This window comes from Streptomyces nidicola, from assembly GCF_050106155.1.
Lineage (GTDB): Bacteria > Actinomycetota > Actinomycetes > Streptomycetales > Streptomycetaceae > Streptomyces.
This window is the reverse complement of sequence record NZ_JBNBPI010000001.1, coordinates 4,651,263-4,671,215: the sequence shown is the minus strand read 5'-3', so window position 1 is coordinate 4,671,215 and position 19,953 is coordinate 4,651,263. Positions and strand designations below refer to the sequence as shown.

Annotated in this window: 18 protein-coding genes and 2 tRNA genes; 12 read left to right on the top strand and 8 right to left on the bottom strand. The window is 70.4% G+C overall.

Features of this window, described 5'->3' with window-relative positions:
* Positions 1 to 38: 38 nt before the first annotated feature.
* The gene (locus ACOKM3_RS21335) at positions 39 to 482 is read right to left on the bottom strand and encodes an SSI family serine proteinase inhibitor (protein ID WP_426902659.1); all 444 of its coding nucleotides are present in this window, start codon (positions 480 to 482) and stop codon (positions 39 to 41) included.
* Positions 483 to 652: 170 nt separating this feature from the next.
* Between ACOKM3_RS21335 and ACOKM3_RS21330 the strand changes: the two genes are divergently transcribed.
* The 11 genes from ACOKM3_RS21330 (at position 653) to ACOKM3_RS21280 (ending at position 11,826) form a co-directional block, all read left to right on the top strand.
* A tRNA-Ser gene (locus ACOKM3_RS21330) sits at positions 653 to 743 on the top strand.
* Between the two features lie 205 nt (positions 744 to 948).
* A tRNA-Arg gene (locus ACOKM3_RS21325) sits at positions 949 to 1,021 on the top strand.
* Between the two features lie 81 nt (positions 1,022 to 1,102).
* Positions 1,103 to 1,987, top strand: a complete 885-nt coding sequence (locus ACOKM3_RS21320) for a DUF2797 domain-containing protein (RefSeq protein ID WP_426902658.1) — start codon at positions 1,103 to 1,105, stop codon at positions 1,985 to 1,987.
* A gap of 73 nt (positions 1,988 to 2,060) precedes the next feature.
* Entirely contained in the window at positions 2,061 to 2,426 is a 366-nt protein-coding gene (locus ACOKM3_RS21315; protein WP_426902657.1) for an antibiotic biosynthesis monooxygenase family protein, read from the top strand.
* Positions 2,419 to 3,312, top strand: coding sequence for an amidohydrolase family protein (locus tag ACOKM3_RS21310; protein ID WP_426902656.1), 894 nt, complete (start codon positions 2,419 to 2,421; stop codon positions 3,310 to 3,312). Before ACOKM3_RS21315 ends, ACOKM3_RS21310 begins: the two co-directional genes overlap by 8 nt.
* Positions 3,313 to 3,441: 129 nt before the next feature.
* Complete coding sequence (locus ACOKM3_RS21305) at positions 3,442 to 4,194, top strand: response regulator transcription factor (RefSeq protein WP_426902655.1); 753 nt, start codon at positions 3,442 to 3,444, stop codon at positions 4,192 to 4,194.
* A gap of 77 nt (positions 4,195 to 4,271) precedes the next feature.
* Entirely contained in the window at positions 4,272 to 5,849 is a 1,578-nt protein-coding gene (locus tag ACOKM3_RS21300; RefSeq protein ID WP_426906859.1) for a HAMP domain-containing sensor histidine kinase, read from the top strand.
* Positions 5,850 to 5,875: 26 nt separating this feature from the next.
* Positions 5,876 to 7,276: a bifunctional glycosyltransferase family 2/GtrA family protein gene (locus ACOKM3_RS21295; RefSeq protein ID WP_426902654.1), complete on the top strand. Its 1,401-nt coding sequence runs from the start codon at positions 5,876 to 5,878 to the stop codon at positions 7,274 to 7,276.
* Positions 7,273 to 9,360 carry an ArnT family glycosyltransferase gene (locus ACOKM3_RS21290; protein WP_426902653.1) on the top strand — a complete coding sequence of 696 codons (2,088 nt, stop codon included), beginning with the start codon at positions 7,273 to 7,275 and terminating at the stop codon, positions 9,358 to 9,360. The genes ACOKM3_RS21295 and ACOKM3_RS21290 overlap by 4 nt, the downstream gene beginning before the upstream one ends.
* 79 nt (positions 9,361 to 9,439) lie before the next feature.
* The gene (locus ACOKM3_RS21285; protein ID WP_426902652.1) at positions 9,440 to 10,954 is read left to right on the top strand and encodes an MFS transporter; all 1,515 of its coding nucleotides are present in this window, start codon (positions 9,440 to 9,442) and stop codon (positions 10,952 to 10,954) included.
* 77 nt (positions 10,955 to 11,031) lie between these two features.
* Positions 11,032 to 11,826 carry a TetR/AcrR family transcriptional regulator gene (locus ACOKM3_RS21280; RefSeq protein WP_426902651.1) on the top strand — a complete coding sequence of 265 codons (795 nt, stop codon included), beginning with the start codon at positions 11,032 to 11,034 and terminating at the stop codon, positions 11,824 to 11,826.
* 72 nt (positions 11,827 to 11,898) lie between these two features.
* Here the strand turns inward: ACOKM3_RS21280 and ACOKM3_RS21275 are convergent, their stop codons facing one another.
* The 4 genes from ACOKM3_RS21275 to ACOKM3_RS21260 all read right to left on the bottom strand — a co-directional run bounded on the left by ACOKM3_RS21275 (position 11,899) and on the right by ACOKM3_RS21260 (position 16,534).
* Positions 11,899 to 12,360 (bottom strand): PPOX class F420-dependent oxidoreductase, encoded by a 462-nt coding sequence (locus ACOKM3_RS21275; RefSeq protein ID WP_426902649.1) that lies wholly within the window; start codon positions 12,358 to 12,360, stop codon positions 11,899 to 11,901.
* A 39-nt stretch (positions 12,361 to 12,399) separates the two neighbouring features.
* A complete protein-coding gene (locus tag ACOKM3_RS21270) occupies positions 12,400 to 13,218 on the bottom strand; it encodes a YceI family protein (RefSeq protein ID WP_426902647.1) in 819 nt (272 codons plus the stop codon).
* A gap of 257 nt (positions 13,219 to 13,475) precedes the next feature.
* Positions 13,476 to 15,917, bottom strand: coding sequence for an MFS transporter (locus ACOKM3_RS21265; protein ID WP_461855307.1), 2,442 nt, complete (start codon positions 15,915 to 15,917; stop codon positions 13,476 to 13,478).
* Between the two features lie 98 nt (positions 15,918 to 16,015).
* Positions 16,016 to 16,534: a MarR family winged helix-turn-helix transcriptional regulator gene (locus ACOKM3_RS21260; RefSeq protein ID WP_426902643.1), complete on the bottom strand. Its 519-nt coding sequence runs from the start codon at positions 16,532 to 16,534 to the stop codon at positions 16,016 to 16,018.
* A 197-nt stretch (positions 16,535 to 16,731) separates the two neighbouring features.
* Here ACOKM3_RS21260 and ACOKM3_RS21255 point away from each other — a divergent pair, with 197 nt between their 5' ends.
* Positions 16,732 to 16,938 carry a hypothetical protein gene (locus ACOKM3_RS21255; protein ID WP_426902641.1) on the top strand — a complete coding sequence of 69 codons (207 nt, stop codon included), beginning with the start codon at positions 16,732 to 16,734 and terminating at the stop codon, positions 16,936 to 16,938.
* A 45-nt stretch (positions 16,939 to 16,983) separates the two neighbouring features.
* Here ACOKM3_RS21255 and ACOKM3_RS21250 read toward each other — a convergent pair whose 3' ends face one another.
* The 3 genes from ACOKM3_RS21250 to ACOKM3_RS21240 all read right to left on the bottom strand — a co-directional run bounded on the left by ACOKM3_RS21250 (position 16,984) and on the right by ACOKM3_RS21240 (position 19,924).
* Entirely contained in the window at positions 16,984 to 17,769 is a 786-nt protein-coding gene (locus ACOKM3_RS21250; RefSeq protein ID WP_426902640.1) for a hypothetical protein, read from the bottom strand.
* A 93-nt stretch (positions 17,770 to 17,862) separates the two neighbouring features.
* Positions 17,863 to 18,801, bottom strand: a complete 939-nt coding sequence (locus tag ACOKM3_RS21245) for an RNA polymerase sigma factor SigF (RefSeq protein ID WP_426902638.1) — start codon at positions 18,799 to 18,801, stop codon at positions 17,863 to 17,865.
* A gap of 247 nt (positions 18,802 to 19,048) precedes the next feature.
* Positions 19,049 to 19,924: an RNA polymerase sigma factor SigF gene (locus ACOKM3_RS21240; protein ID WP_426902636.1), complete on the bottom strand. Its 876-nt coding sequence runs from the start codon at positions 19,922 to 19,924 to the stop codon at positions 19,049 to 19,051.
* Between the last annotated feature and the right edge of the window lie 29 nt (positions 19,925 to 19,953).

Here is a 19,953-nt window from a genome sequence, read left to right as displayed (position 1 = left end):
CGGGCCGAGTCACGACCCTGTGACCATGGGACCGAGGGTCACGGCCCGGTCGCAGGCAGCACGGGCTCCATTTGCTGCCATCGCGAGATCTCGCATCCGTCGGTCAACGCGTAGGACGAGTCGACGGCGCGGCCGTGCCAGGTACCCGTGACGCGGGCGGTGGCCTGGCCCCCGTACTGCATGGTGCAGCGCGCGTCGCCGGCGACGGGAGCGAACGGGTCGATGCCCTGCGCCTCCAGCTCGTCGAGCCGCCCGCAGGCCGCGCCGGGGTCCGAGTGCGTCCCGCCCGCGGGCGAACACTCCAGCTCGTACGTCCCGTCGCTGCCGTTGTCCGAGTCGGCGACGGTGATGGTCAGGTGGTCGGTGGGGCGGGCGAGCCCCGTGCCCGCGTCCGCGTGCGCGGCGACGGGGGTGGCCGCGAGGAGGGCGAGCGGACCGACGACGGTCGCGACGGAGCCGAGGAGTCGAGAAGAAACGCGCATGAACATGCCGTGCTCAACGCCCGTACCCACCCCGACGTTGCGGCCCGACACCCTGGCTTTGCCCTGTGGCCTGCCCTCCTAGTACCGTGGGGGGCGATTGGTGACGCGGCGTTCAGCTGTGTCATCATCTGCACGCACCCACTCGCGCATCCGCGAGAGGGAGCTGCGCTGGAGGCGTCGCCTAGTCCGGTCTATGGCGCCGCACTGCTAATGCGGTTTGGGGTTTACCCCCCATCGAGGGTTCAAATCCCTCCGCCTCCGCAGCAAGACCCGAAGCCCCGGTCCACCAGGACCGGGGCTTCGGTGCTTCCCGGGGTGGCGGCCGACTGCCCCCAGCGCGTTTCCGCAGGTCAGGCGGGGTGGGGCAATCGGATTTCACATGACGGCGGCGGTCATGTAATGTTCTTCTTGTCGCCGGGACGGGCCGAAAGGCCGGGAACGGAGACAACAAAAAGAGAAAAGACAAGCACTCGTAGCTTAACGGATAGAGCATCTGACTACGGATCAGAAGGTTGCAGGTTCGAATCCTGCCGAGTGCACACAGACAAGAGGCCCCGGAGCGATCCGGGGCCTCTTGCGTTGTGCGGGTGTTGTCAGTGGTGTGCGCCATCCTGGCTCGTATGACGTGGTGGTGCACCGGAATGCGGTGGCGTGGGGGCGGGCCGGTCTTCGGGTGGGTGGGGGACGGCGGGGGCGAGCGCGAGAGTGGGGTGCGGTTCGGGGAGGGTGTGGCGTTCCGGGTCGGTGGGGAGCGGCGGTGTCTCGGGGTGTGGCGGTCAGGACGGTGGACCGTCTGCCCGGGGCGGGATGCCGTGCCGGTGCGGGGGACGCGGGCGCAGTGCGCGGAGTGTGCCGCGATCGACCGGGCGCGGTCCGTGGCCGCGGACACCATCGCCGATGACCCGCGGCCGTACCACGTGTATTTGGCGTGGTTCGGGGACGGGCTCGTGAAGGTGGGGATCACGGGTGTGGCGAGAGGCGGCGCGCGGCTGCTGGAGCAGGGGGCCGTTGCCTTTACGTGGCTGGGGCGGGGGCCCTTGATGGCGGCGCGGCGGGCCGAGGAGCTGCTGCGGGTGGCGCTCGGGGTGCCGGACCGGATTCCGTACGAGAGGAAGCGGGCCGTGCGGGGCGGGCTGCCGGGGCTCGGTGAGCGGGGCGCCGAGTTGGTGCGGGCGCATGGCGTCGCGGCGGGGCTCGACGGGTGGCCCGAGTCGCTGGAGCGGCTGCCGTGCGAGGTGGTGGATCACGGGGAGGTTTTCGGACTGGCGGGGATCGACCGGGTTGATGGTGTGGTGAGCGGGCTCGGTGTGGGCGATGTCGTCGCGGGGCGGGTGGTCGCTGCTGCCGGGCCCGATCTGCATCTCGTCGAGGGGGACGAAGGGCGACGCCTTGTTGTTGATACGAGGGTGCTTGCCGGGTGGCCGTTGGAGCGGGTGCCGGAGGGGGCGAGTGGGGCGAGGCTCGCGGTGCGGGAGGTGCCGGGGGTGCAGGGTGGGCTCTTCTAGCGGGTTCCGGACGAGTACCGGCCGATCGGCCAATTCCCTTTCCCCGCGCCCGGGGACGGGGGATCGTATGGACATGAGTGATCACGTCGATGCGGCTGACGGGCCTGCGGTGCGGCCCTTGCCCGCCTTTGAAGCGCCCTACTACGTCGTGGTGTTCAGCTCCGTGCGGACCCCGGGAGACCGTGGCTACGGGGAGGCAGCGGACCGGATGGACGAGCTGGTCAAGGAGATACCGGGGTACCTGGGACACGAGTCCGCGCGCAATCCCGGTGGGCTCGGGATCACCGTCTCGTACTTCCGCGACTCCGCCGCCATCGAGCAGTGGCGGTCCTTCGGCGAGCACCGCGCCGTGCAGAAGCAGGGCCGCGCCGAGTGGTACGAGCGGTACACCGTGCACGTCGCCAAGGTCGAGCGCAGTCAGGAGTTCCGGCGTGACTGAGCCCGACACCGTGCCCGAGGCCCAGCGGGTCGGCGCGTTCCTCGACCGGTACCGGCTGCCCGGCCTCGTCGACGTGCACACCCACTTCATGCCCGAGCGTGTGCTGCGCAAGGTGTGGGCGTACTTCGACTCCGCCGGGCCGCTCGTCGGGACCGAGTGGCCGATCACGTACCGCGAGGAGGAGGATCAACGGCTGGCCAGGCTGCGGGAGTTCAAGGTCGAGGCCTTCACCTCGATGCTGTATCCGCACAAGGCGGGGATGGCGCCGTGGCTGAACGAGTGGGCAGCCGACTTCGCCGCCCGGACGCCCGACTGTCTGCACACCGCCACCTTCTTCCCCGAGCCGGGCGTCGAGGCGTATGTGCGCCAGGCCCTGGAGGCGGGGGCGCGGGTGTTCAAGGCGCATGTGCAGGTGGGGGCCTACGAGCCGAACGATCCGCTGCTCGACCCCGTGTGGGGGCTGCTCGCCGAGGCCGGGGTGCCGATCGTGACGCACTGCGGGTCCGGACCCGCGCCCGGCAAGCACACCGGGCCCGAGCCGATCGCGCGGCTGCTCGCACGGCATCCGCGGCTGCCGCTGGTGGTCGCGCACATGGGGATGCCCGAGTACACCGACTTCCTCGACCTCGCCGAGAGATACGGGGAGGTGCGGCTCGACACGACCATGGCGTTCACCGACTTCGTCGAGCGGCAGGCGCCGTTCCCGAGGGGCGAGCTGGCGCGGCTCTCCGATCTCGGGGGCCGGGTGCTGCTCGGCAGCGACTTTCCGAACATCCCGTATCCGTACGTGCATCAGCTGGAGGCCATCGAGCGGCTCGGGCTCGGGGACGACTGGGTGCGGGCGGTCTGCCGGGAGAACGCGGTCGCGCTGTTCGGACTGGGCTGAGCAGCCGCTCGGGCTCGGCCGACCCCCGCCTGCGCGAAGGCCTGTTTCCTGAGTGCCCCCTGTGGATTTCTCAGAGTTTTCACAGGTTCGGGAAAGGGGGCTCTCAGAGGCGCGTCGCATGGTTGCACCATGACCGCGACCTCGCCCCAGGGGCGTACCGAACTGCTGAGGCCGGACGGGAGTCCCGTCCGTGTGCTTGTCGTGGACGACGAGCAGTCCATCACCGAGCTGTTGTCCATGGCCCTGCGCTACGAGGGCTGGCAGATCCGCACCGCGAGCGACGGCGCGGGAGCCGTGCAGACCGCGCGTGAGTTCCGGCCCGACGCCGTCGTGCTCGACATGATGCTGCCGGACATGGACGGGCTGAGCGTGCTCGGGCGGATGCGCCGCGAGCTGCCCGAAGTGCCCGTGCTCTTCCTGACCGCCAAGGACGCCGTCGAGGACCGGATCGCCGGCCTGACGGCGGGCGGCGACGACTATGTGACCAAGCCGTTCAGCCTCGAAGAGGTCGTCGCGCGGCTTCGCGGGCTGATCCGGCGGACCGGCGCCGCCGACCGGCGCAGCGAGTCCGTGCTCGTCGTCGGCGACCTGATGCTCGACGAGGACAGCCACGAGGTGTCGCGGGGTGGGGACAACATCCACCTCACCGCCACCGAGTTCGAGCTGCTGCGCTTCCTCATGCGCAATCCGCGGCGCGTGCTCAGCAAGGCGCAGATCCTCGACCGCGTGTGGTCGTACGACTTCGGCGGGCAGGCGAACGTCGTCGAGCTCTACATCTCGTACCTCCGCAGGAAGATCGACGCCGGGCGCGAGCCGATGATCCACACGCGGCGCGGCGCCGGCTACCTGATCAAGCCGGCCATGGCCGCCACCGCGTCGTGAAGCGCAGGGGGCAGGCCCCACGCGCCCCGCGGCCCCAGAAGCTGCGCACCCGGCTCGTCGTCACGGCCGTCGCACTGATGGCCGTGGTGGCGTCCGTGATCGGGGTCGTGTCGACCGTCTCGCTGCACTCGTATCTGTACAGCCAGCTCGACGAGCAGGTGACGGGCATAGCGATGCGGGCGTCCGGCGGGCCGGGCGACCAGCCGCACCCCGGTGCCAGCGGCCCCGCCGCACAGATGGGCGATCTGGCCTTCGTCACCCTGGGCTCCCCCGCAGGCACCATCGGCGCCGAGGTCTCGGCGGACGGCCAGATCACGTCCGGCAAGATCAGCGTCGACGAACAGACCACCGACGGACGCACGCAGACCCGGGCCAAGGCCCTGTCCGACGACGCTCTCGAGGTCCTGAACTCCGTCTCCAAGGACGGCGACACCACGGTCGGCGTCGACGACAAGGATCTCGACGCGTACACGGTCGACCTGCCCGGCTACGGCTCCTACCGGATCGAGTACGTCACCGGTGCCAAGGGCGACTTCTACGTGGGCCGCCCCACCGCCGAGGTCGACTCCACCGTCAACAAGCTCATCGTCACCGAGCTCCTCGTCGCCGCCGCGGCCCTCGTCGCGGCGGGCGCGGCCGGGGCGATCATGGTCGGCGTGAATCTGCGGCCGCTGCGCCGCGTCGCCGCGACCGCGTCCCGTGTCTCCGAACTCCCGCTGCACAGCGGCGAGGTGATGCTCCACGAGCGCGTCCCCGAGTCCGAGGCCGACCCCAGGACCGAGGTCGGGCAGGTCGGCGCCGCGCTCAACCGCATGCTCGACCATGTGCACGGCGCCCTCGAATCGCGCCAGCAGAGCGAGATGCGGGTGCGCCAGTTCGTCGCGGACGCCAGCCATGAGCTGCGTACGCCACTGGCCTCCATCCGCGGCTACGCCGAGCTGACCAGGCGCGGCCGCGAGGAGACGGGCCCCGACACCCGGCACGCGCTCGGCCGCATCGAGTCCGAGGCGGACCGGATGACCGGGCTCGTCGAGGACCTGCTGCTGCTCGCCCGGCTCGACGCGGGCCGCCCGCTCTCGTACGAGCCGACCGACCTGTCCCCCCTGGTCGTCGACGCGCTCAGCGATGCCCGTGCCGCCGACCAGGACCACGCGTGGCGCCTCGAACTCCCCGACGAACCGGCCACCGTGCTCGCCGACTCCGCGCGCCTGCACCAGGTCCTCGTCAACCTGCTCGCCAACGCCCGTACGCACACACCGCCCGGCACCACCGTCACGGCCCGCGTGCACCGGCACGGCCCCTGGGTCTGCCTCGACATCCAGGACGACGGCCCCGGCATCCCCGCCGAGCTGCTGCCGCACGTCTTCGAACGGTTCGCGCGCGGCGACTCCTCGCGCTCCAGGAAGGCGGGCTCGACCGGCCTCGGCCTCGCCATCGTGCAGGCGGTCGCGGCCGCGCACGGTGGGTCTGTGACGGTCGAGAGCGTGACCGGCCGCACCGTCTTTACCGTGCATCTGCCGGCCTACGCGACCATGGCGCCACCCGTGCCGACGTCGCGGGGCTCTGCCCCGGACCCCGCGCCTCAAACGCCGGCGGGGCTTGATGTGGCCGCCCTGTACTCACAGGCAGGGCAAAGCTTCACCACACAGCCCTAACAGGGCAGTTGGCGAATGTCGGTGGCATGCGAACCGACTCTTCTCCGGGCATCGACCCCACCGTCTCCGCGAGGTTCGGGGCGCTGCCGGCGCGGGAGCACCTCCCGGTCGGCAGCGGCGATGTGCCGGTCCTGGACGTTGTCATCCCCGTCTACAACGAGGAGAAGGACCTCGGTGAGTGCGTGCGCAATCTGCACGCCCACCTGGTCCGCACCTTCCCCTACCGCTTCCGTATCACCGTCGCGGACAACGCCTCAACCGACAGCACGCCCCAGGTGGCGTACGACCTGACGAACGAGTTCCGCGAGGTCGAGCACTTCCGGCTCGAGCAGAAGGGGCGCGGGCGCGCCCTGAACGCCGTGTGGTCGGCATCCGACGCACCGGTCCTCGCGTACATGGACGTGGACCTGTCCACCGACCTGAACGCGCTGCTTCCGCTGGTGGCGCCCCTGATCTCCGGGCACTCCGACCTCGCGATCGGCTCGCGGCTCGCCCGCAGCTCGCGGGTGGTGCGCGGCTCGAAGCGCGAGTTCATCTCGCGTACGTACAACCTCATCCTGCGCGGCTCCCTTCAGGCCCGCTTCTCCGACGCCCAGTGCGGGTTCAAGGCGATCCGGCGCGATGTCGCGCAGGTGCTGCTCCCGCTGGTCGAGGACACCGGCTGGTTCTTCGACACGGAGATGCTGGTGCTCGCGGAGCGGGCCGGGCTGCGGATCCACGAGGTGCCGGTCGACTGGGTCGACGACCCGAACTCCACCGTCCACATCGTCAAGACGGCGACCGAGGACCTCAAGGGCGTCTGGCGCGTGGGCAAGGCGCTCGCGACCGGCTCGCTCTCCCTCGACCGGCTCGCGCGCCCCTTCGGCGACGACCCACGCGACCGTCAACTGACCGACGTACCCAAGGGCCTGGCCCGCCAGCTGCTCGGCTTCTGCGTCGTCGGCGCCATGTCGACGCTGCTCTTCCTCCTGCTCTACTCGGGCTTCCGTACGTTCTCGGGGGCGCAGGTCGCCAACGCGGTCGCCCTGTTCCTCTCGGCGCTCGTCAACACGGCCGTCAACCGGCGCCTCACCTTCGGGGTGCGCGGCCGGGACAACGCCGTACGCCACCAGGCCCAGGGCATCGTCGTCTTCGGCATCGGGTGGGCCCTGACCAGTGGCTCGCTCGCCGCCCTCAACGCGGCCTCCGGCAACCCGGCGCACTCCACCGAGCTGATCGTCCTGATCGCGGCCAACCTCGCGGCGACGATCCTGCGCTTCCTGCTCTTCAGGGCGTGGGTGTTCAACGACCGGGGCGAATCCGGCGACCGCAGCGGCGGGAGCGCCCGGGCCGACAGGAGCGCCCCCGAGCCCGCCCCCATTCCCGTCGAGCACGCCCCCGTTCCCGTAAGGAACTCCGAGGCTCCGCAGGCAAGGACCCAGCGATGACCACAGACATCCGACCCTCGTACGACGCGCCTCCCGCGGCGCCCGCCGAGTCCCCTCCGCGCGCCTCCCTCCTCACCCGCGTGTGGCGCGGCAGGGCCGAGGACCCGCGCTGGGCCCGCCCGGCCTTCCTCGGCATGCTGCTGGTGATCGCGGCCGCGTACTTCTGGAACCTCTCCGCCTCCGGATACGCCAACTCCTTCTACTCGGCGGCCGCCCAGGCGGGCAGCGAGAGCTGGAAGGCGTTCTTCTTCGGCTCGTCCGACGCGGCGAACGCCATCACCGTCGACAAGCCGCCGGCCGCGCTGTGGCCGATGGGCCTGTCGGTGCGGATCTTCGGTCTCAACTCCTGGGCGATCCTCGCCCCGCAGGTCCTGATGGCCCTGGCCACGGCGGGCGTGCTGTACGGGGCGGTACGCCGCCGGTTCAGCGCCGCCGCGGGTCTGATCGCCATGGTGGTGCTCGCGACGACCCCGGTCGCCGCGCTGATGTTCCGCTTCAACAACCCGGACGCGCTGCTCGCGCTCCTGATGACCGTCACGGTCTACTGCGTCGTGCGCGCCATGGAGCACGGCCGGACCAAGTGGCTGATCTGGGCGGGCGTCGCCGTCGGCCTCGCCTTCCTCACCAAGACGCTTCAGGCCTTCCTGATCCTGCCGCCGCTCGCGGTCCTCTACGCGGTGTTCGCGCCGGTGCGGGTGCGCAAGCGGTTCGGTCAACTGGCCCTGTCCGCCGTCGCGATGATCGTCGCGGGCGGCTGGTGGGTGGCCGTCGTGGAACTGTGGCCCGCGTCCTCGCGCCCGTACATCGGCGGCTCCCAGAACAACTCGTTCCTTGAACTGACCTTCGGCTACAACGGACTCGGCCGCATCAACGGCGAGGAGGCCGGCTCGGTCGGCGGCGGCGGGGGAGCCGGCGGCACCGGGCAGTGGGGCGAGACCGGCCTCACCCGGATGTTCAACTCCGAGATCGGCAGCCAGATCTCCTGGCTGATCCCGGCGGCGCTGATCCTCTTCGTCGCGGGCGTCGTCCTGACCTGGAAGGCCAAGCGCACGGACACGGCGCGCGCCGCGTTCCTCGCGTGGGGCGGCTCGCTGCTGATGACCGGTCTGGTCTTCAGCTTCATGGCGGGCATCTTCCACCAGTACTACACGGTGGCCCTGGCCCCGTACCTCGCGGCCGTCATCGGCATGGGTGCCACCGTGCTGTGGGAGGAGCGGGCGCGGCTCGCGTGGTCGGTGACGTTGGGCGTGACCGTGGCCGCCACGGCGGTGTGGGGGTACGTGCTGCTCGGCCGGACCTCGGACTACCTGCCGTGGCTGCGGTGGGCCGTGCTCATCGGCGGACTCGTGGCGGGCCTCGGCCTCGCGTTCGTGGGCCGGTTCAACCGTCGACTGGCGCTCGGCGCGGCCGGGTTGGGCCTCGTGGCCTCGCTGGCGGCGCCGACCGCGTACACCGTCTCGACGCTGAACACCGGGCACACCGGGTCGATCGTGACGGCGGGTCCCTCGGGGGCCAGCATGATGGGCGGCCCCGGTGGCGGCGGCAAGGGCGGGGGCCCCGGCGGTGGCAAGGGCGGCTTCCCGGGCGGCGGCATGCCGGGCCAGAACGGCAAGACCGGCGGCCAGAACGGCCGGACGGGCCAGCCCCCGACGGGCGGCGGCATGCCCGGCGGTGCCATGCGCGGCGGCAAGGCCGGCGGCGGAGGCGGCGGCATGGGCGGCCTCCTCAACGGCGCCCAGGTCAGCACCAAGGCCGAGAAGCTGCTCCAGAAGAACGCCGGTGACTACACCTGGGCCGCGGCCACGATCGGCTCGCAGAACCAGTCGAGCTACCAGCTGGCCACCGGCGACCCGGTGATGGCGATCGGCGGCTTCAACGGCACCGACCCCTCCCCGACGCTCGCCCAGTTCAAGCAGTATGTCGAGGACGGCAAGATCCACTACTTCATCGGCAGCGGTTCGGGCGGCGGCATGGGTGGCGCCGGCTCCGGCTCGGCTTCGAAGATCACGAAGTGGGTCGAGGCCAACTTCAAGAAGGTGACGGTCGGCAGCAGCACGTTCTACGACCTCACACAGGCCAAGTAGAAAGTCGCTTGTACGGCGTACAACACTTCCTCTACGGTGTACGGGACGCATCGGTCCCGTACACCGTAGAGGAGTACCCATGGCGCCCACGGCCGACCAGGCCATCGAGGCACCCCAGGCAGCATCCGGCGGCCACCCGCAGCGCTGGATCATCCTCGGTGTCATCTGCCTGGCCCAGCTCACCGTGCTGCTCGACAACACCGTCCTGAACGTAGCGATCCCCTCCCTCACCCGCGAGCTGGACGCCTCGACGTCCGACATCCAGTGGATGATCAGCGCCTACTCGCTCGTCCAGTCCGGCCTGCTGCTCACCGCGGGCAGCGCCTCCGACCGCTACGGCCGCAAGAAGATGCTCGCGTCGGGCCTCGCGATCTTCGGCCTCGGCTCGCTGACCGCCGCGTTCGCGGGCTCGACCGGGCAGTTGATCGCCGCCCGCGCCGGCATGGGCGTCGGCGGCGCGCTCATGATGACCTCGACGCTCGCGGTGGTCGTGCAGATCTTCAGCGAGGCCGAGCGCGTCAAGGCGATCGCCCTGTGGTCCACGGTCAGCACGCTCGGCTTCGCGGTCGGCCCGCTGGTCGGCGGCGTGCTGCTCGACCACTTCTGGTGGGGCTCGATCTTCCTCGTCAACATCCCCGTCGCGCTCATCGGCCTCGTCGCCGTGCTCGCCCTGGTCCCCGAGTCGAAGAACCCTCAGGGCGACCGTCCCGACCTGCTCGGCGCGCTGCTCTCCACGATCGGCATGACCGGCATCGTCTACGCGATCATCTCGGGCCCCGACGACGGCTGGACGTCCACGACGACGCTCACATCGGCCGCGATCGGCGTCCTCGTCATGGCCGCCTTCGTGACGTGGGAGCTGCGCATCCCGTACCCGATGCTCGACATGCACTTCTTCCGCAACCAGAAGTTCACGGGCGCGGTGGCGGGCGCGATCCTCGTCGCCTTCGGCATGGGCGGCTCGCTGTTCCTGCTCACCCAGCACCTCCAATTCCTGCTCGGATACGGTCCGTTGGAGGCGGGCCTGCGCACCGCGCCGATGGCCCTCACCGTCGTCGCGCTCAACCTCACCGGCGTCGGCGCCCGGCTGCTGCCCAAGATGGGCACGCCGCTGACCATCGCGTCCGGCATGACGTGCATGGCGGCGGGGCTCGCCGCGATCGCGCTGCTCGGCGGGGATGCGTACGGCGGCATGCTGCTCGGCCTGATCGTCATGGGCGCGGGCATCGCCCTCGCCATGCCGGCCATGGCCAACGCCATCATGAGCGCCATCCCGCCGGAGAAGGCGGGCGTGGGCGCCGGGGTCAACGGCACCCTGGCGGAGTTCGGCAACGGTCTGGGCGTCGCCGTCCTCGGCGCGGTCCTGAACGCCCGCTTCGCCGCGCTCGTGTCGGTCTCCGCGGCCTCGTTCCCTGCGGCGCTCGCGGCGGCGGACTCGGCCGGGGAGAAGGCCCGTATCGGCGAAGCCTTCTCCTCCGGTCTCGAGACCAGTCAACTGGTGGGCGCGGTCGCCGTCCTCGCGGGCGGACTGCTCGCGGCGGTGTTGCTGCGCAGGGCCGAACGGACAGAATCCGCGGCGGTGACTTCCGCTTAGCATCGGAGCGGGCGGGGAGCGGTCCTGTGCGCAGGCCCGACCCGCCCGCGTACGAGGAACCCCTGGGAAGGAACGCCATGGCGAAGGCAGCGCGGATGAGCGTCTGGCTCGAGGACACGGATGGCGCCGCGGAGCCCAAGGTCAGAGCGGCACGCGGCCGTCGCGCCGAGCAGCCCAGCGGACTCGACCGGGAGCGGATCACCGAGGCGACGGTGCGGCTGCTCGACGCGGAGGGGCTCGCGAAGTTCTCCATGCGGCGCCTCGCGGGCGAGCTCGGCGTCACCGCGATGTCCGTCTACTGGTACGTCGACACCAAGGACGACCTCCTCGAACTCGCCCTGGACCAGGTCTACGGGGCGCTGGAGATCCCGGACACGGACGCCGCCGACGGCACGGACTGGCAGACGCAGCTGCGTGAACTGGCCGCCATGTACCGCGAGTTGCTCGTCCGTCACCCGTGGATCTCGCCGCTGGTCGGCAACTACCTCAACGTCGGCCCGAACTCGCTGCTGTTCTCGCGCGCGGTGCAGCAGGTCATCGCCCGCACCGGCCTCTCGCTGCCCCGCCAGCGCGGCGCCGTCCAGTCCGTCTTCCAGTTCGTGTACGGCTACGGCACCGTCGAGGGCCACTTCCGCCAGCGCTGCGCCGAGGTGGGCCTCACGCAGGACGAGTACTTCCACAAGGCGATGTCGGCGTTCTCCGTGCCGGAGGAGATGGCGGAGGACTTCTCGCACGCGGAGCGGATGATGGAGGCGGTGGAGGAGGGGGGCGACGTGGACGCGATGCGCGACGCGGACTTCCAGGTGGCGCTGGATCTCCAGATCGCGGGCATCGAGACGCTGGTGGCCCGATCAATCGCCGGCGGGGCCTGATCTATCAAGCCCCGCCGGCGATTGAGGCGCGGGGCCCGGGGCAGAGCCCCGCGACCGCAACGCCGGTGCCGCCTAAGCGAGCCTCGCCGGGAACCCACCCGTGGCCACGGGACCCCACTTCTCCGGGGTGACCCGGATGATCGACTTGCCCTGCTTCACCATCGCCTCGCGATACTCGTCCCAGTCCGGATGCTCACCCGAGATGCACCGGAAGTACTCGACGAGCGCCTCGACGGAGTCCGGCGCGTCGATGACCTCCGCCGACCCGTCGATCTGCACCCACGGCCCGTTCCACTCGTCGCTGAGCACGACGAGGCTGACCCGCGGATCCCGCTTCGCGTTCCGCGTCTTGGCCCGCTCCGGGTAGGTGGAAACAACAATCCGCCCGTCGCCGTCGACCCCGCAGGTCAGAGGTGAGGCCTGCGGGGAGCCGTCGGCGCGGGCGGTGATGAGGAGGGCGCGGTGCCGGGGTCGTACGAAGTCGAGCAACTCGTCCAGTGAGACACGGGTGTTGGTCGCGATGTTCGGAGCCATGCTTCGCAGCCTAACCCCGGCCACCGACAGCCGCAGGTGTCACATCTGCGGCAGCGCGTCGCCCTGTACGGCCTGGATGTCGAGCTCGACCTTCAGCGTCGCGCCGATCGCGGCGATGCCGGCCTGCACGACCTGGTTGTAGTTCATCGCGAAGTCCTCGCGCTTCAGCTCGGCCGTCGCCTTGAACGCGGCGCGGGTGCCGCCCCACGGGTCGGCGCCGGTGCCGAGGTAGCTGAGGTCGAGGTCGACCTCGCGCGCCACGCCGTGCAGGCTCAGCTGGCCGTGCACGGTCCAGCGGTCGGTGCCCGCGGGCTCGATGCCGGTCGACCGGTAGGTGATCTCCGGGTACGTCTCGACGTCCAGGAAGTCCGGGGACTTCAGGTGGCCGTCGCGCATGCCGTTGCCGGTGTCGATGGACGCCGACTTGATGACGGCCTCGACGCGCGACTTCTCGACGTCCTGCGCTATGTCGATGCGCGCCGTGAAATCGGTGAACCGCCCGTGCACGGACGTGATCCCGAGGTGCTGCGCCGTCGCGGCGACCGAGGAGTGCGCCGGGTCGACCATCCAGGGCCCGGGCGGCGGCAGCTCGGCCCCGCCCTGCCGGTGCAGCACGATGCTGCCCACGTCGGCCCGGCCGCTCGCCGTCACCATCGCGGTGGAGGCGGCGGGGGCGTAGCCGACGGCGGTCACGATCACCGTGTAGGGACCGGGCGACAGCGCGGCCGGGTCGTGCACGGCGCCCTCGTCATCGGCCTCGGCCCGCAGCACCTGCGATCCGGTCATGTCGGTCACCGTGACGACGGCGTGCGGCAGGGCCCACCCGTCCCGCGTGCGGATCCGCGCGCTCAGTCCCATGCTTTTGCTCTCCTAGCTCAAGTTCTTACGTACGCAGGGGGGTGGTCGTGCTCCCCCTGCGTGGACGGGCCCCGGTCGGCGTGCGTCACGGCCGTCCCCTGCCGTTGGCGACGCCACCGGGTCCGGGGCCCATTCTCACAACCGGGCCTGTGTGGTCCGCGTCCGCTCAAAGCGCGAACCACACCTTCAGGTGGCCCGGGGTCAATCACCCGCCGGGTCGGGCGAGTTCGATCACCCGCCGGTTCGGGCGGGTTCGATCACTCGCCGGGGTGCGCGAGCTCGATGTCGTGGCCGTCGATGCCACTGCCGTTCACGCTGAGGCCCGTGGCCACCGGCGGGTAGCCGGTCGCGATCACGGTGTACTCGCCGCCGTCCAGGTCGGTGAAGGCGTACGCGCCGTCCTCACCGGTGGTGGCGGTGGCGACCACGTTGCCCGCGGCGTCCACCAGCGTGACCCGCGCGTCGTTCAGCGCGCGGCCCGCGGCCCGGATGGTGCCCTGGACCTGGGAGCCGGAGTGCAGGTCGATCTCGATGCGGGTGACACCCGTGCCGTTGACCTCGACCGGCAGCGCGGTCGGGCGGTGGCCCGGCGCGTTCACGGCCACGGTGACCGGGCCCGGAACCAGCTCGGCGAAGGTGAACTCGCCGCCCTGGCCGGACTGACCGGTGGCGAGCACATCGCCGCGGACGTCGGTGACGATGACCATCGCCCCGGCGACCGGCGCCTTGCTCTCGCTGGCCCGCACCACACCGGTGAGGCCGCTGGTGCCGCTGAGCAGGATGTCGTACGTGACCGACTCCTCGCCCACCAGCACGGTGGAGGCCTGCGGCTGGTAGCCGTCGGCCGAGGCGATCAGGACGTAGGAGCCGGCGCCGGGGGCGTCGACGCTGTACGAGCCGTCGCCCTGGGCCACGGCGCGGCCCAGCTGCCGGCCGCCGAGGGAGATCAGCGTGACCGCGGCGCGGGGCACCGGGGCGGACTCGGCGCCGCGGACGAAACCGCGGACCGGGGTGCCGCCGCCGACGGGCGCGTCACCGGCGGTGGCGGCGACGGCCGCAAGCCGCTGGGTCTGGGTGTCGGCCGCGGGCTGACCCGCACCGACGAGGCTCGGGACCTGCTCCGGCGCGGGGGCGGGGGCAGCGGCCTGGGCCGGGGCGGCGGCGGGCGTCGAGTCGCCGTTCGCGGCCTGTTCGAGGGCTCCGGTCGTACGCAGGGGAACCTCCTTGATGAAGATCGTGAAGATGAATGCCAGGAACGCGACCGGCGCGGCGTACAGGAAGATGTCGGCGATGCCGCTTCCGTACGCGGCCTCCAGCCAGTTGCGGATCGGGCCGGGCAGCACGGACATGTCCGGCAGCGAACCGCCGGCCATCGCCTTGCCTGCCGCCTGCTGCTGCTCCGGGCTGAGCGAACCGATGGTGTCGGTGGCGTGGTGGCTGATGCGGGTGGTCATCACGGAGCCGAGCGCCGAGACGCCGATCGTGCCGCCGAGGGACCGGAAGAAGGTAACCATCGAGGAGGCGGAACCGAGGTCCTGGGGGGCGACCTGGTTCTGCGTGCTCAGCACGAGGTTCTGCATCATCATGCCGACGCCGAGACCGAGCAGCGCCATCCAGATGGCGACGCGCCAGTACGGGGTGTCGTACTCGATCGTGCCGAGGAGTCCGAGACCCGCGGTCAGGAACAGACCGCCGGCGACGAGCCAGGCCTTCCACTTGCCGGTCCGGGTGATGATCTGGCCGGAGACGGTGGAGGAGATGAAGAGTCCACCGATCATCGGGATCGTCATGACACCCGACATCGTGGGCGTCTTGCCGCGCGCCAGCTGGAAGTACTGCGAGAAGTACACGGTGCCCGCGAACATCGCGACACCGACGAACAGCGAGGCGACCGAGGCCAGCGTGATGGTGCGGTTCTTGAAGAGGCGCAGCGGGATGATCGGCTCGCTCGCCTTGGACTCGACGAGCACGAAGATCAGCGCCAGCACGATCGCGCCGCCGACCATCGTGTACGTCTGCCACGACAGCCAGTCGTACTTGTCGTCGGCGAAGGTGACCCAGACGAGGAGCAGGCAGACCGCGGCGGTGATGAAGAAGGCGCCGGCCCAGTCGACCTTCACCTTCCGCTTCAGCACCGGCAGGTGCAGCGTCTTCTGGAGCACGATCAGGGCGATCAGCGCGAAGGGCACACCGACGAAGAGGCAGTAGCGCCAGCCGAGCCAGTCGGTGTCGGTGATGACGCCGCCGAGCAGCGGACCGCCGACGGTCGCGACGGCGAACGTGGCGCCGAGGTAGCCGGAGTAACGACCACGCTCACGCGGCGAGATCATCGCCGCCATGATGATCTGTGCCAGGGCGGAGAGACCACCGGCGCCGATGCCCTGGATGGCACGGGCGGTGATCAGCATCCCCGGGTTCTGCGCGAGGCCGGCGACGACCGAACCCACCACGTAGACGACCAGGGCTATCTGGACCAGGGCCTTCTTGCTGAACAGGTCCGCCATCTTGCCCCACAGGGGCGTGGTGGCGGTCATGGCGAGCAGCGAGGCCGTGACGACCCAGGTGTAAGCGGACTGGCCACCGCCCAGATCGCCGATGATCTTCGGCAGGGCGTTGGTGACGATCGTCGACGAGACGATGGCGGCGAACATGCCGAGCAGCAGCCCGGACAGCGCCTCCATGACCTGCCGGTGCGACATGGGGGCACCCGCTTCGGGGGCGGCCCCTGAATGCTTGGGATGGCTGCCCCGCACACCGGACGGTGTGGTTGTTGCCATGGGATTCCTTTTCTTACGTGTTACGCGGGTGTACGGGTGGTGGTCTGAGCGGTCGACTCGGCGATCGGCTCAGTGGCGGCCTGCGGAACCGTCGTTCGGGACCCCGTGGTTCGGCAGTCGCCGAAGCTGTCGCGCAGTCGCGTCATCAGGGCGATCAACTGATCGACCTCGTCGTCGGACCAGTCGCTCAGCCGGTCGGCGAGCAGTTGGGTGCTCCGTTCATTGAGCACGTCCATCTGCTTCGAGCCTTTTTCGGTGAGGCTGAGAATGCGCGAACGTTTGTCAGCGGGGTCGGGATGGCGCTCGATCCAACCGCGGTCCGCGACGTGTGCCACGTGCCGGCTGGCCACGGACACGTCCACGGCGAGCAGCTCGGCCATGCGGCTCATCCGCATGTCGCCGTAGCGCTTGAGCAGCGTGAGAACCGCGGCCGAACCGGTCGGGCAGTCGTGCGGAAGGATCCGCGCCATGTCCCTCTTGACGGCTCCGAAGGCGCTCATCTGTCGCGCCAGCTCGTCGTAGTGACGTTGTGCGGCCACGGCACCTCCTGACCAAAAGATCTTTATTTGTTGCTTAGGGCAACCATAGAAGCAGTTGGTTGCCACAGGCAAACGAAAGAGGGGGCTCGCGGATAAAATCGCGGCAAAGATCAAGTGCAAATCAGTAAAGTCGCAGATCAGATGGTGTGTGTGCGGACTGTGGCGCCCTTCGCGGCAATTCGCTAGGGTCCTGCCCCATGGCTAACAACCCCCAAGGCCCCGGCCCCCAGGGCAATCCCGACCCCGCGGGCAACACCCAGATGTTCCGCGCCTTCGTCGACGAACAGCCTCCCGCCGGCCGGCAGGCGGCCGCCACGAAGTCCGGCCCCGGCGCCGGCCTGATCATCGGCATCGTGCTGGCGGTCATCGTGGTGGCGGGCGTGGCCTGGCTGGCGCTCAGCTGAGGCTGTATCCGCTGGAGGTCACTCCGGGTCGGCGTCCGCTGGAGCTCACTTCCAGTCGACGTCGACGTCCTTCGTCTCCAGGCGCATCCCGAGCGGGACGCGCCATTCGTCGACGCACACGGTCCACGTCTTCCGCTTCTTCTCCCCGGCCCCGATGGGCACGGGGAGCTTCTTCTTGACGTCGACGGTCGCCCAGTCGATGCCCAGCGCGCCGATGACGTGCGTCTCGAAGGTCGCGGTGCCCGAACGCACCGCGCTGCCACCGGAGTTGTGCAGCGTCAGCGTCACGTCCTGACACCAGCGCTTGTCCGCCTTCTTGAGCTCGGGGTCGCCCGCGACCTTGAGCTCGGCGGGGCCCGAAGGGGCCGAGGAGGAGGGGGCCGTGTCGCTGTCGGGGGCGGTGTTCCCGGAGGGCTTGTCGGCGGCGGCCGGTGCGCCGCTCTCGCCTGGGGTTTCACCGGTCGGCGGGGCGCCCCCCGCGTCGGGGACGTCGGCCTCGGCTTCCTGCCCGCCGGCCTTGTCTCCGCCGGTGCTGCCTCCACCGGCACCGTCTCCACCGGTTTTGCCCGCCGCGTCCTTCTCCGACGGGTCCGGGGCTCCCGGGGTCTTCGCCGCCGGTGAGTCCAGCGGTACGAGTTCCACCTTGCCGGTGGGGGCGACCCGGTCGCCCGGGCTCGTGGGCGCCGCTCCAGCCGCACCCACGGCCACGTATCCATCGCGCCCGTCGCCACCGTCGAGTGCGACGACGGCGCCCGCGCTCACGCACACCACGGCGACCGAAGCGGCCCCCACGGCGGCCTTCCTGTGACCGAGCAACCAAGTCCGCAGCATCGCGCCAGTGTGTCTGACGCTCCGTCAATTCGGAAGCCCCCCTGGCTCTTGGAGAACAGGGGGCACTTCACTCCCGGTCGAACGGCGACCGGATCAGTCGGCGATGAGCCCCTCGCGCAGCTGCGACAGCGTCCGCGTGAGCAGCCGGGACACGTGCATCTGCGAGATGCCGACCTCCTCGCCGATCTGCGACTGCGTCATGTTCGCGAAGAACCGCAGCATGATGATCTGGCGCTCGCGCGGCGGCAGCTTGGCGAGCAGGGGCTTGAGCGACTCGCGGTACTCGACGCCCTCCAGGGCCGTGTCCTCGTAGCCGAGCCGGTCCGCGAGGGAGCCCTCGCCGCCGTCGTCCTCGGGCGCGGGCGAGTCGAGGGAGGACGCGGTGTACGCGTTGCCGACGGCGAGACCGTCGACCACGTCCTCCTCGGAGACGCCGAGCACCACGGCGAGCTCCGGGACGGTCGGCGAGCGGTCCAGCTTCTGTGCGAGCTCGTCGCTGGCCTTGGTCAGCGCGAGCCGCAGCTCCTGGAGGCGGCGCGGCACGCGCACCGACCACGAGGTGTCGCGGAAGAAGCGCTTGATCTCACCGACGACCGTGGGCATCGCGAACGTCGGGAACTCCACGCCCCGTTCGCAGTCGAAACGGTCGATCGCCTTGATCAGACCGATCGTGCCGACCTGGACGATGTCCTCCATCGGCTCGTTGCGACTGCGGAACCGGGCGGCCGCGTAGCGCACCAGCGGCAGGTTCAGCTCGATCAGGGTGTCGCGGACGTACGCCCGCTCCGGGCTGTGCTCGTCGAGCGTGGCAAGACGCAGGAACAGGGAACGGGACAGGGTACGGGTGTCGATGGACCCGCTCGTCGGAGGCGTCACGGACACCTCGGGGCTCTCGGCGGCCTGGGCCGGAACCGAAGCGGGAACAGGAGCGTCGATCAGCGCGGCAGGCGTCTGCTCGCTCATGTCATCGGTCGCGGCGGGCGCGCCGGGCGTGAGCGTGAGCACCTTCGAGCTGCCCTGGTCTGCGGACATGCCACCCCCTTGAGGTCGCGGACGGTCGCGGCGGACGCTCCCGTCAGGTAAGAGCGCAGCCTCCACCTGAATACCGGACGAGGGGCTGCGCCAAACGCCGTTCCAGCAGAATGTCACATGTCGGCAACACGCTGTAGTGACATGTCGACATGTATGGGATGGAACGGTGCAGGAAGCGAGGGGTGTGGCGGGAGTTGGCGCGGATCCCGGCGGGAAAAGCGCCGCGCGCCTTGTCTACCCGTTCGAGCTAGGCATCGATCCTGTTTGCGGACCGAAGTCGAGCGAAGCTGCGGGCGAGGAGTCTTGACACGTGCATCTGTGAGACACCCAGTTCCGCGCTGATCTGAGATTGCGTCAGATTGCTGTAGTAGCGAAGCAAAAGGATCCGCTGCTCCCGCTCGGGCAGCTGTACGAGGAGGTGCCGTACGAGATCGCGGTGCTCGACGCCGTCCAGCTCCGGGTCCTCGTAGCCGAGCCGGTCGAGCAGGCCCGGCATCCCGTCGCCCTCCTGCGCCGCCTCCAGGGAGGTCGCGTGGTACGAGCGTCCCGCCTCGATGCAGGCGAGCACCTCGTCCTCGCCGATCCGCAGCCGCTCGGCGATCTCGGCGGTGGTCGGGGAGCGCCCGAAGGCCGTCGTCAGGTCCTCGGTGGCGCTGTTGACCTGTACCCACAGCTCGTGGAGGCGGCGCGGCACGTGCACGGTGCGGACGTTGTCCCGGAAGTACCGCTTGATCTCGCCGACGACCGTGGGCATCGCGAAGGTCGGGAACTGGACGCCGCGGTCCGGGTCGAAGCGGTCGATGGCGTTGATCAGGCCGATGGTGCCGACCTGGACGACGTCCTCCATCGGCTCGTTGCGGCTGCGGAAGCGGGCCGCGGCGTAGCGCACGAGCGGCAGGTTCGCCTCGATCAGGGCGCCGCGCACCCGGGAGTGCTCGGGGCTGCCCGGCGGGAGTTCCTTGATCTGGGCGAAGAGGACCTGGGTCAGCGCGCGGGCGTCGGCGCCGCGGCTCTTCGCGGGCGCCGGTGGCACCTCGGGTGGTGCCTCGGGCGGTGCTTCTTGAGGCGCAGTACTGGCCGGCACGGTCAACTCCACCTCTGTTCCCGTCAACTCATCGGTCAAAAGCGGTCATAGCATCACAAGACATGTGC

What these genes read in the sequence shown, in the direction of transcription:
- ACOKM3_RS21335 (WP_426902659.1), bottom strand. Translation starts at nt 482, where the DNA reads ATGCGCGTTTCTTCTCGACTCCTCGGCTCCGTCGCGACCGTCGTCGGT.
- ACOKM3_RS21320 (WP_426902658.1), top strand. Translation starts at nt 1,103, where the DNA reads ATGACGTGGTGGTGCACCGGAATGCGGTGGCGTGGGGGCGGGCCGGTC.
- ACOKM3_RS21315 (WP_426902657.1), top strand. Translation starts at nt 2,061, where the DNA reads ATGAGTGATCACGTCGATGCGGCTGACGGGCCTGCGGTGCGGCCCTTG.
- ACOKM3_RS21305 (WP_426902655.1), top strand. Translation starts at nt 3,442, where the DNA reads ATGACCGCGACCTCGCCCCAGGGGCGTACCGAACTGCTGAGGCCGGAC.
- ACOKM3_RS21300 (WP_426906859.1), top strand. Translation starts at nt 4,272, where the DNA reads ATGGCCGTGGTGGCGTCCGTGATCGGGGTCGTGTCGACCGTCTCGCTG.
- ACOKM3_RS21295 (WP_426902654.1), top strand. Translation starts at nt 5,876, where the DNA reads ATGCGAACCGACTCTTCTCCGGGCATCGACCCCACCGTCTCCGCGAGG.
- ACOKM3_RS21290 (WP_426902653.1), top strand. Translation starts at nt 7,273, where the DNA reads ATGACCACAGACATCCGACCCTCGTACGACGCGCCTCCCGCGGCGCCC.
- ACOKM3_RS21285 (WP_426902652.1), top strand. Translation starts at nt 9,440, where the DNA reads ATGGCGCCCACGGCCGACCAGGCCATCGAGGCACCCCAGGCAGCATCC.
- ACOKM3_RS21280 (WP_426902651.1), top strand. Translation starts at nt 11,032, where the DNA reads ATGGCGAAGGCAGCGCGGATGAGCGTCTGGCTCGAGGACACGGATGGC.
- ACOKM3_RS21275 (WP_426902649.1), bottom strand. Translation starts at nt 12,360, where the DNA reads ATGGCTCCGAACATCGCGACCAACACCCGTGTCTCACTGGACGAGTTG.
- ACOKM3_RS21270 (WP_426902647.1), bottom strand. Translation starts at nt 13,218, where the DNA reads ATGGGACTGAGCGCGCGGATCCGCACGCGGGACGGGTGGGCCCTGCCG.
- ACOKM3_RS21265 (WP_461855307.1), bottom strand. Translation starts at nt 15,917, where the DNA reads ATGTCGCACCGGCAGGTCATGGAGGCGCTGTCCGGGCTGCTGCTCGGC.
- ACOKM3_RS21255 (WP_426902641.1), top strand. Translation starts at nt 16,732, where the DNA reads ATGGCTAACAACCCCCAAGGCCCCGGCCCCCAGGGCAATCCCGACCCC.
- ACOKM3_RS21250 (WP_426902640.1), bottom strand. Translation starts at nt 17,769, where the DNA reads ATGCTGCGGACTTGGTTGCTCGGTCACAGGAAGGCCGCCGTGGGGGCC.
- ACOKM3_RS21245 (WP_426902638.1), bottom strand. Translation starts at nt 18,801, where the DNA reads ATGTCCGCAGACCAGGGCAGCTCGAAGGTGCTCACGCTCACGCCCGGC.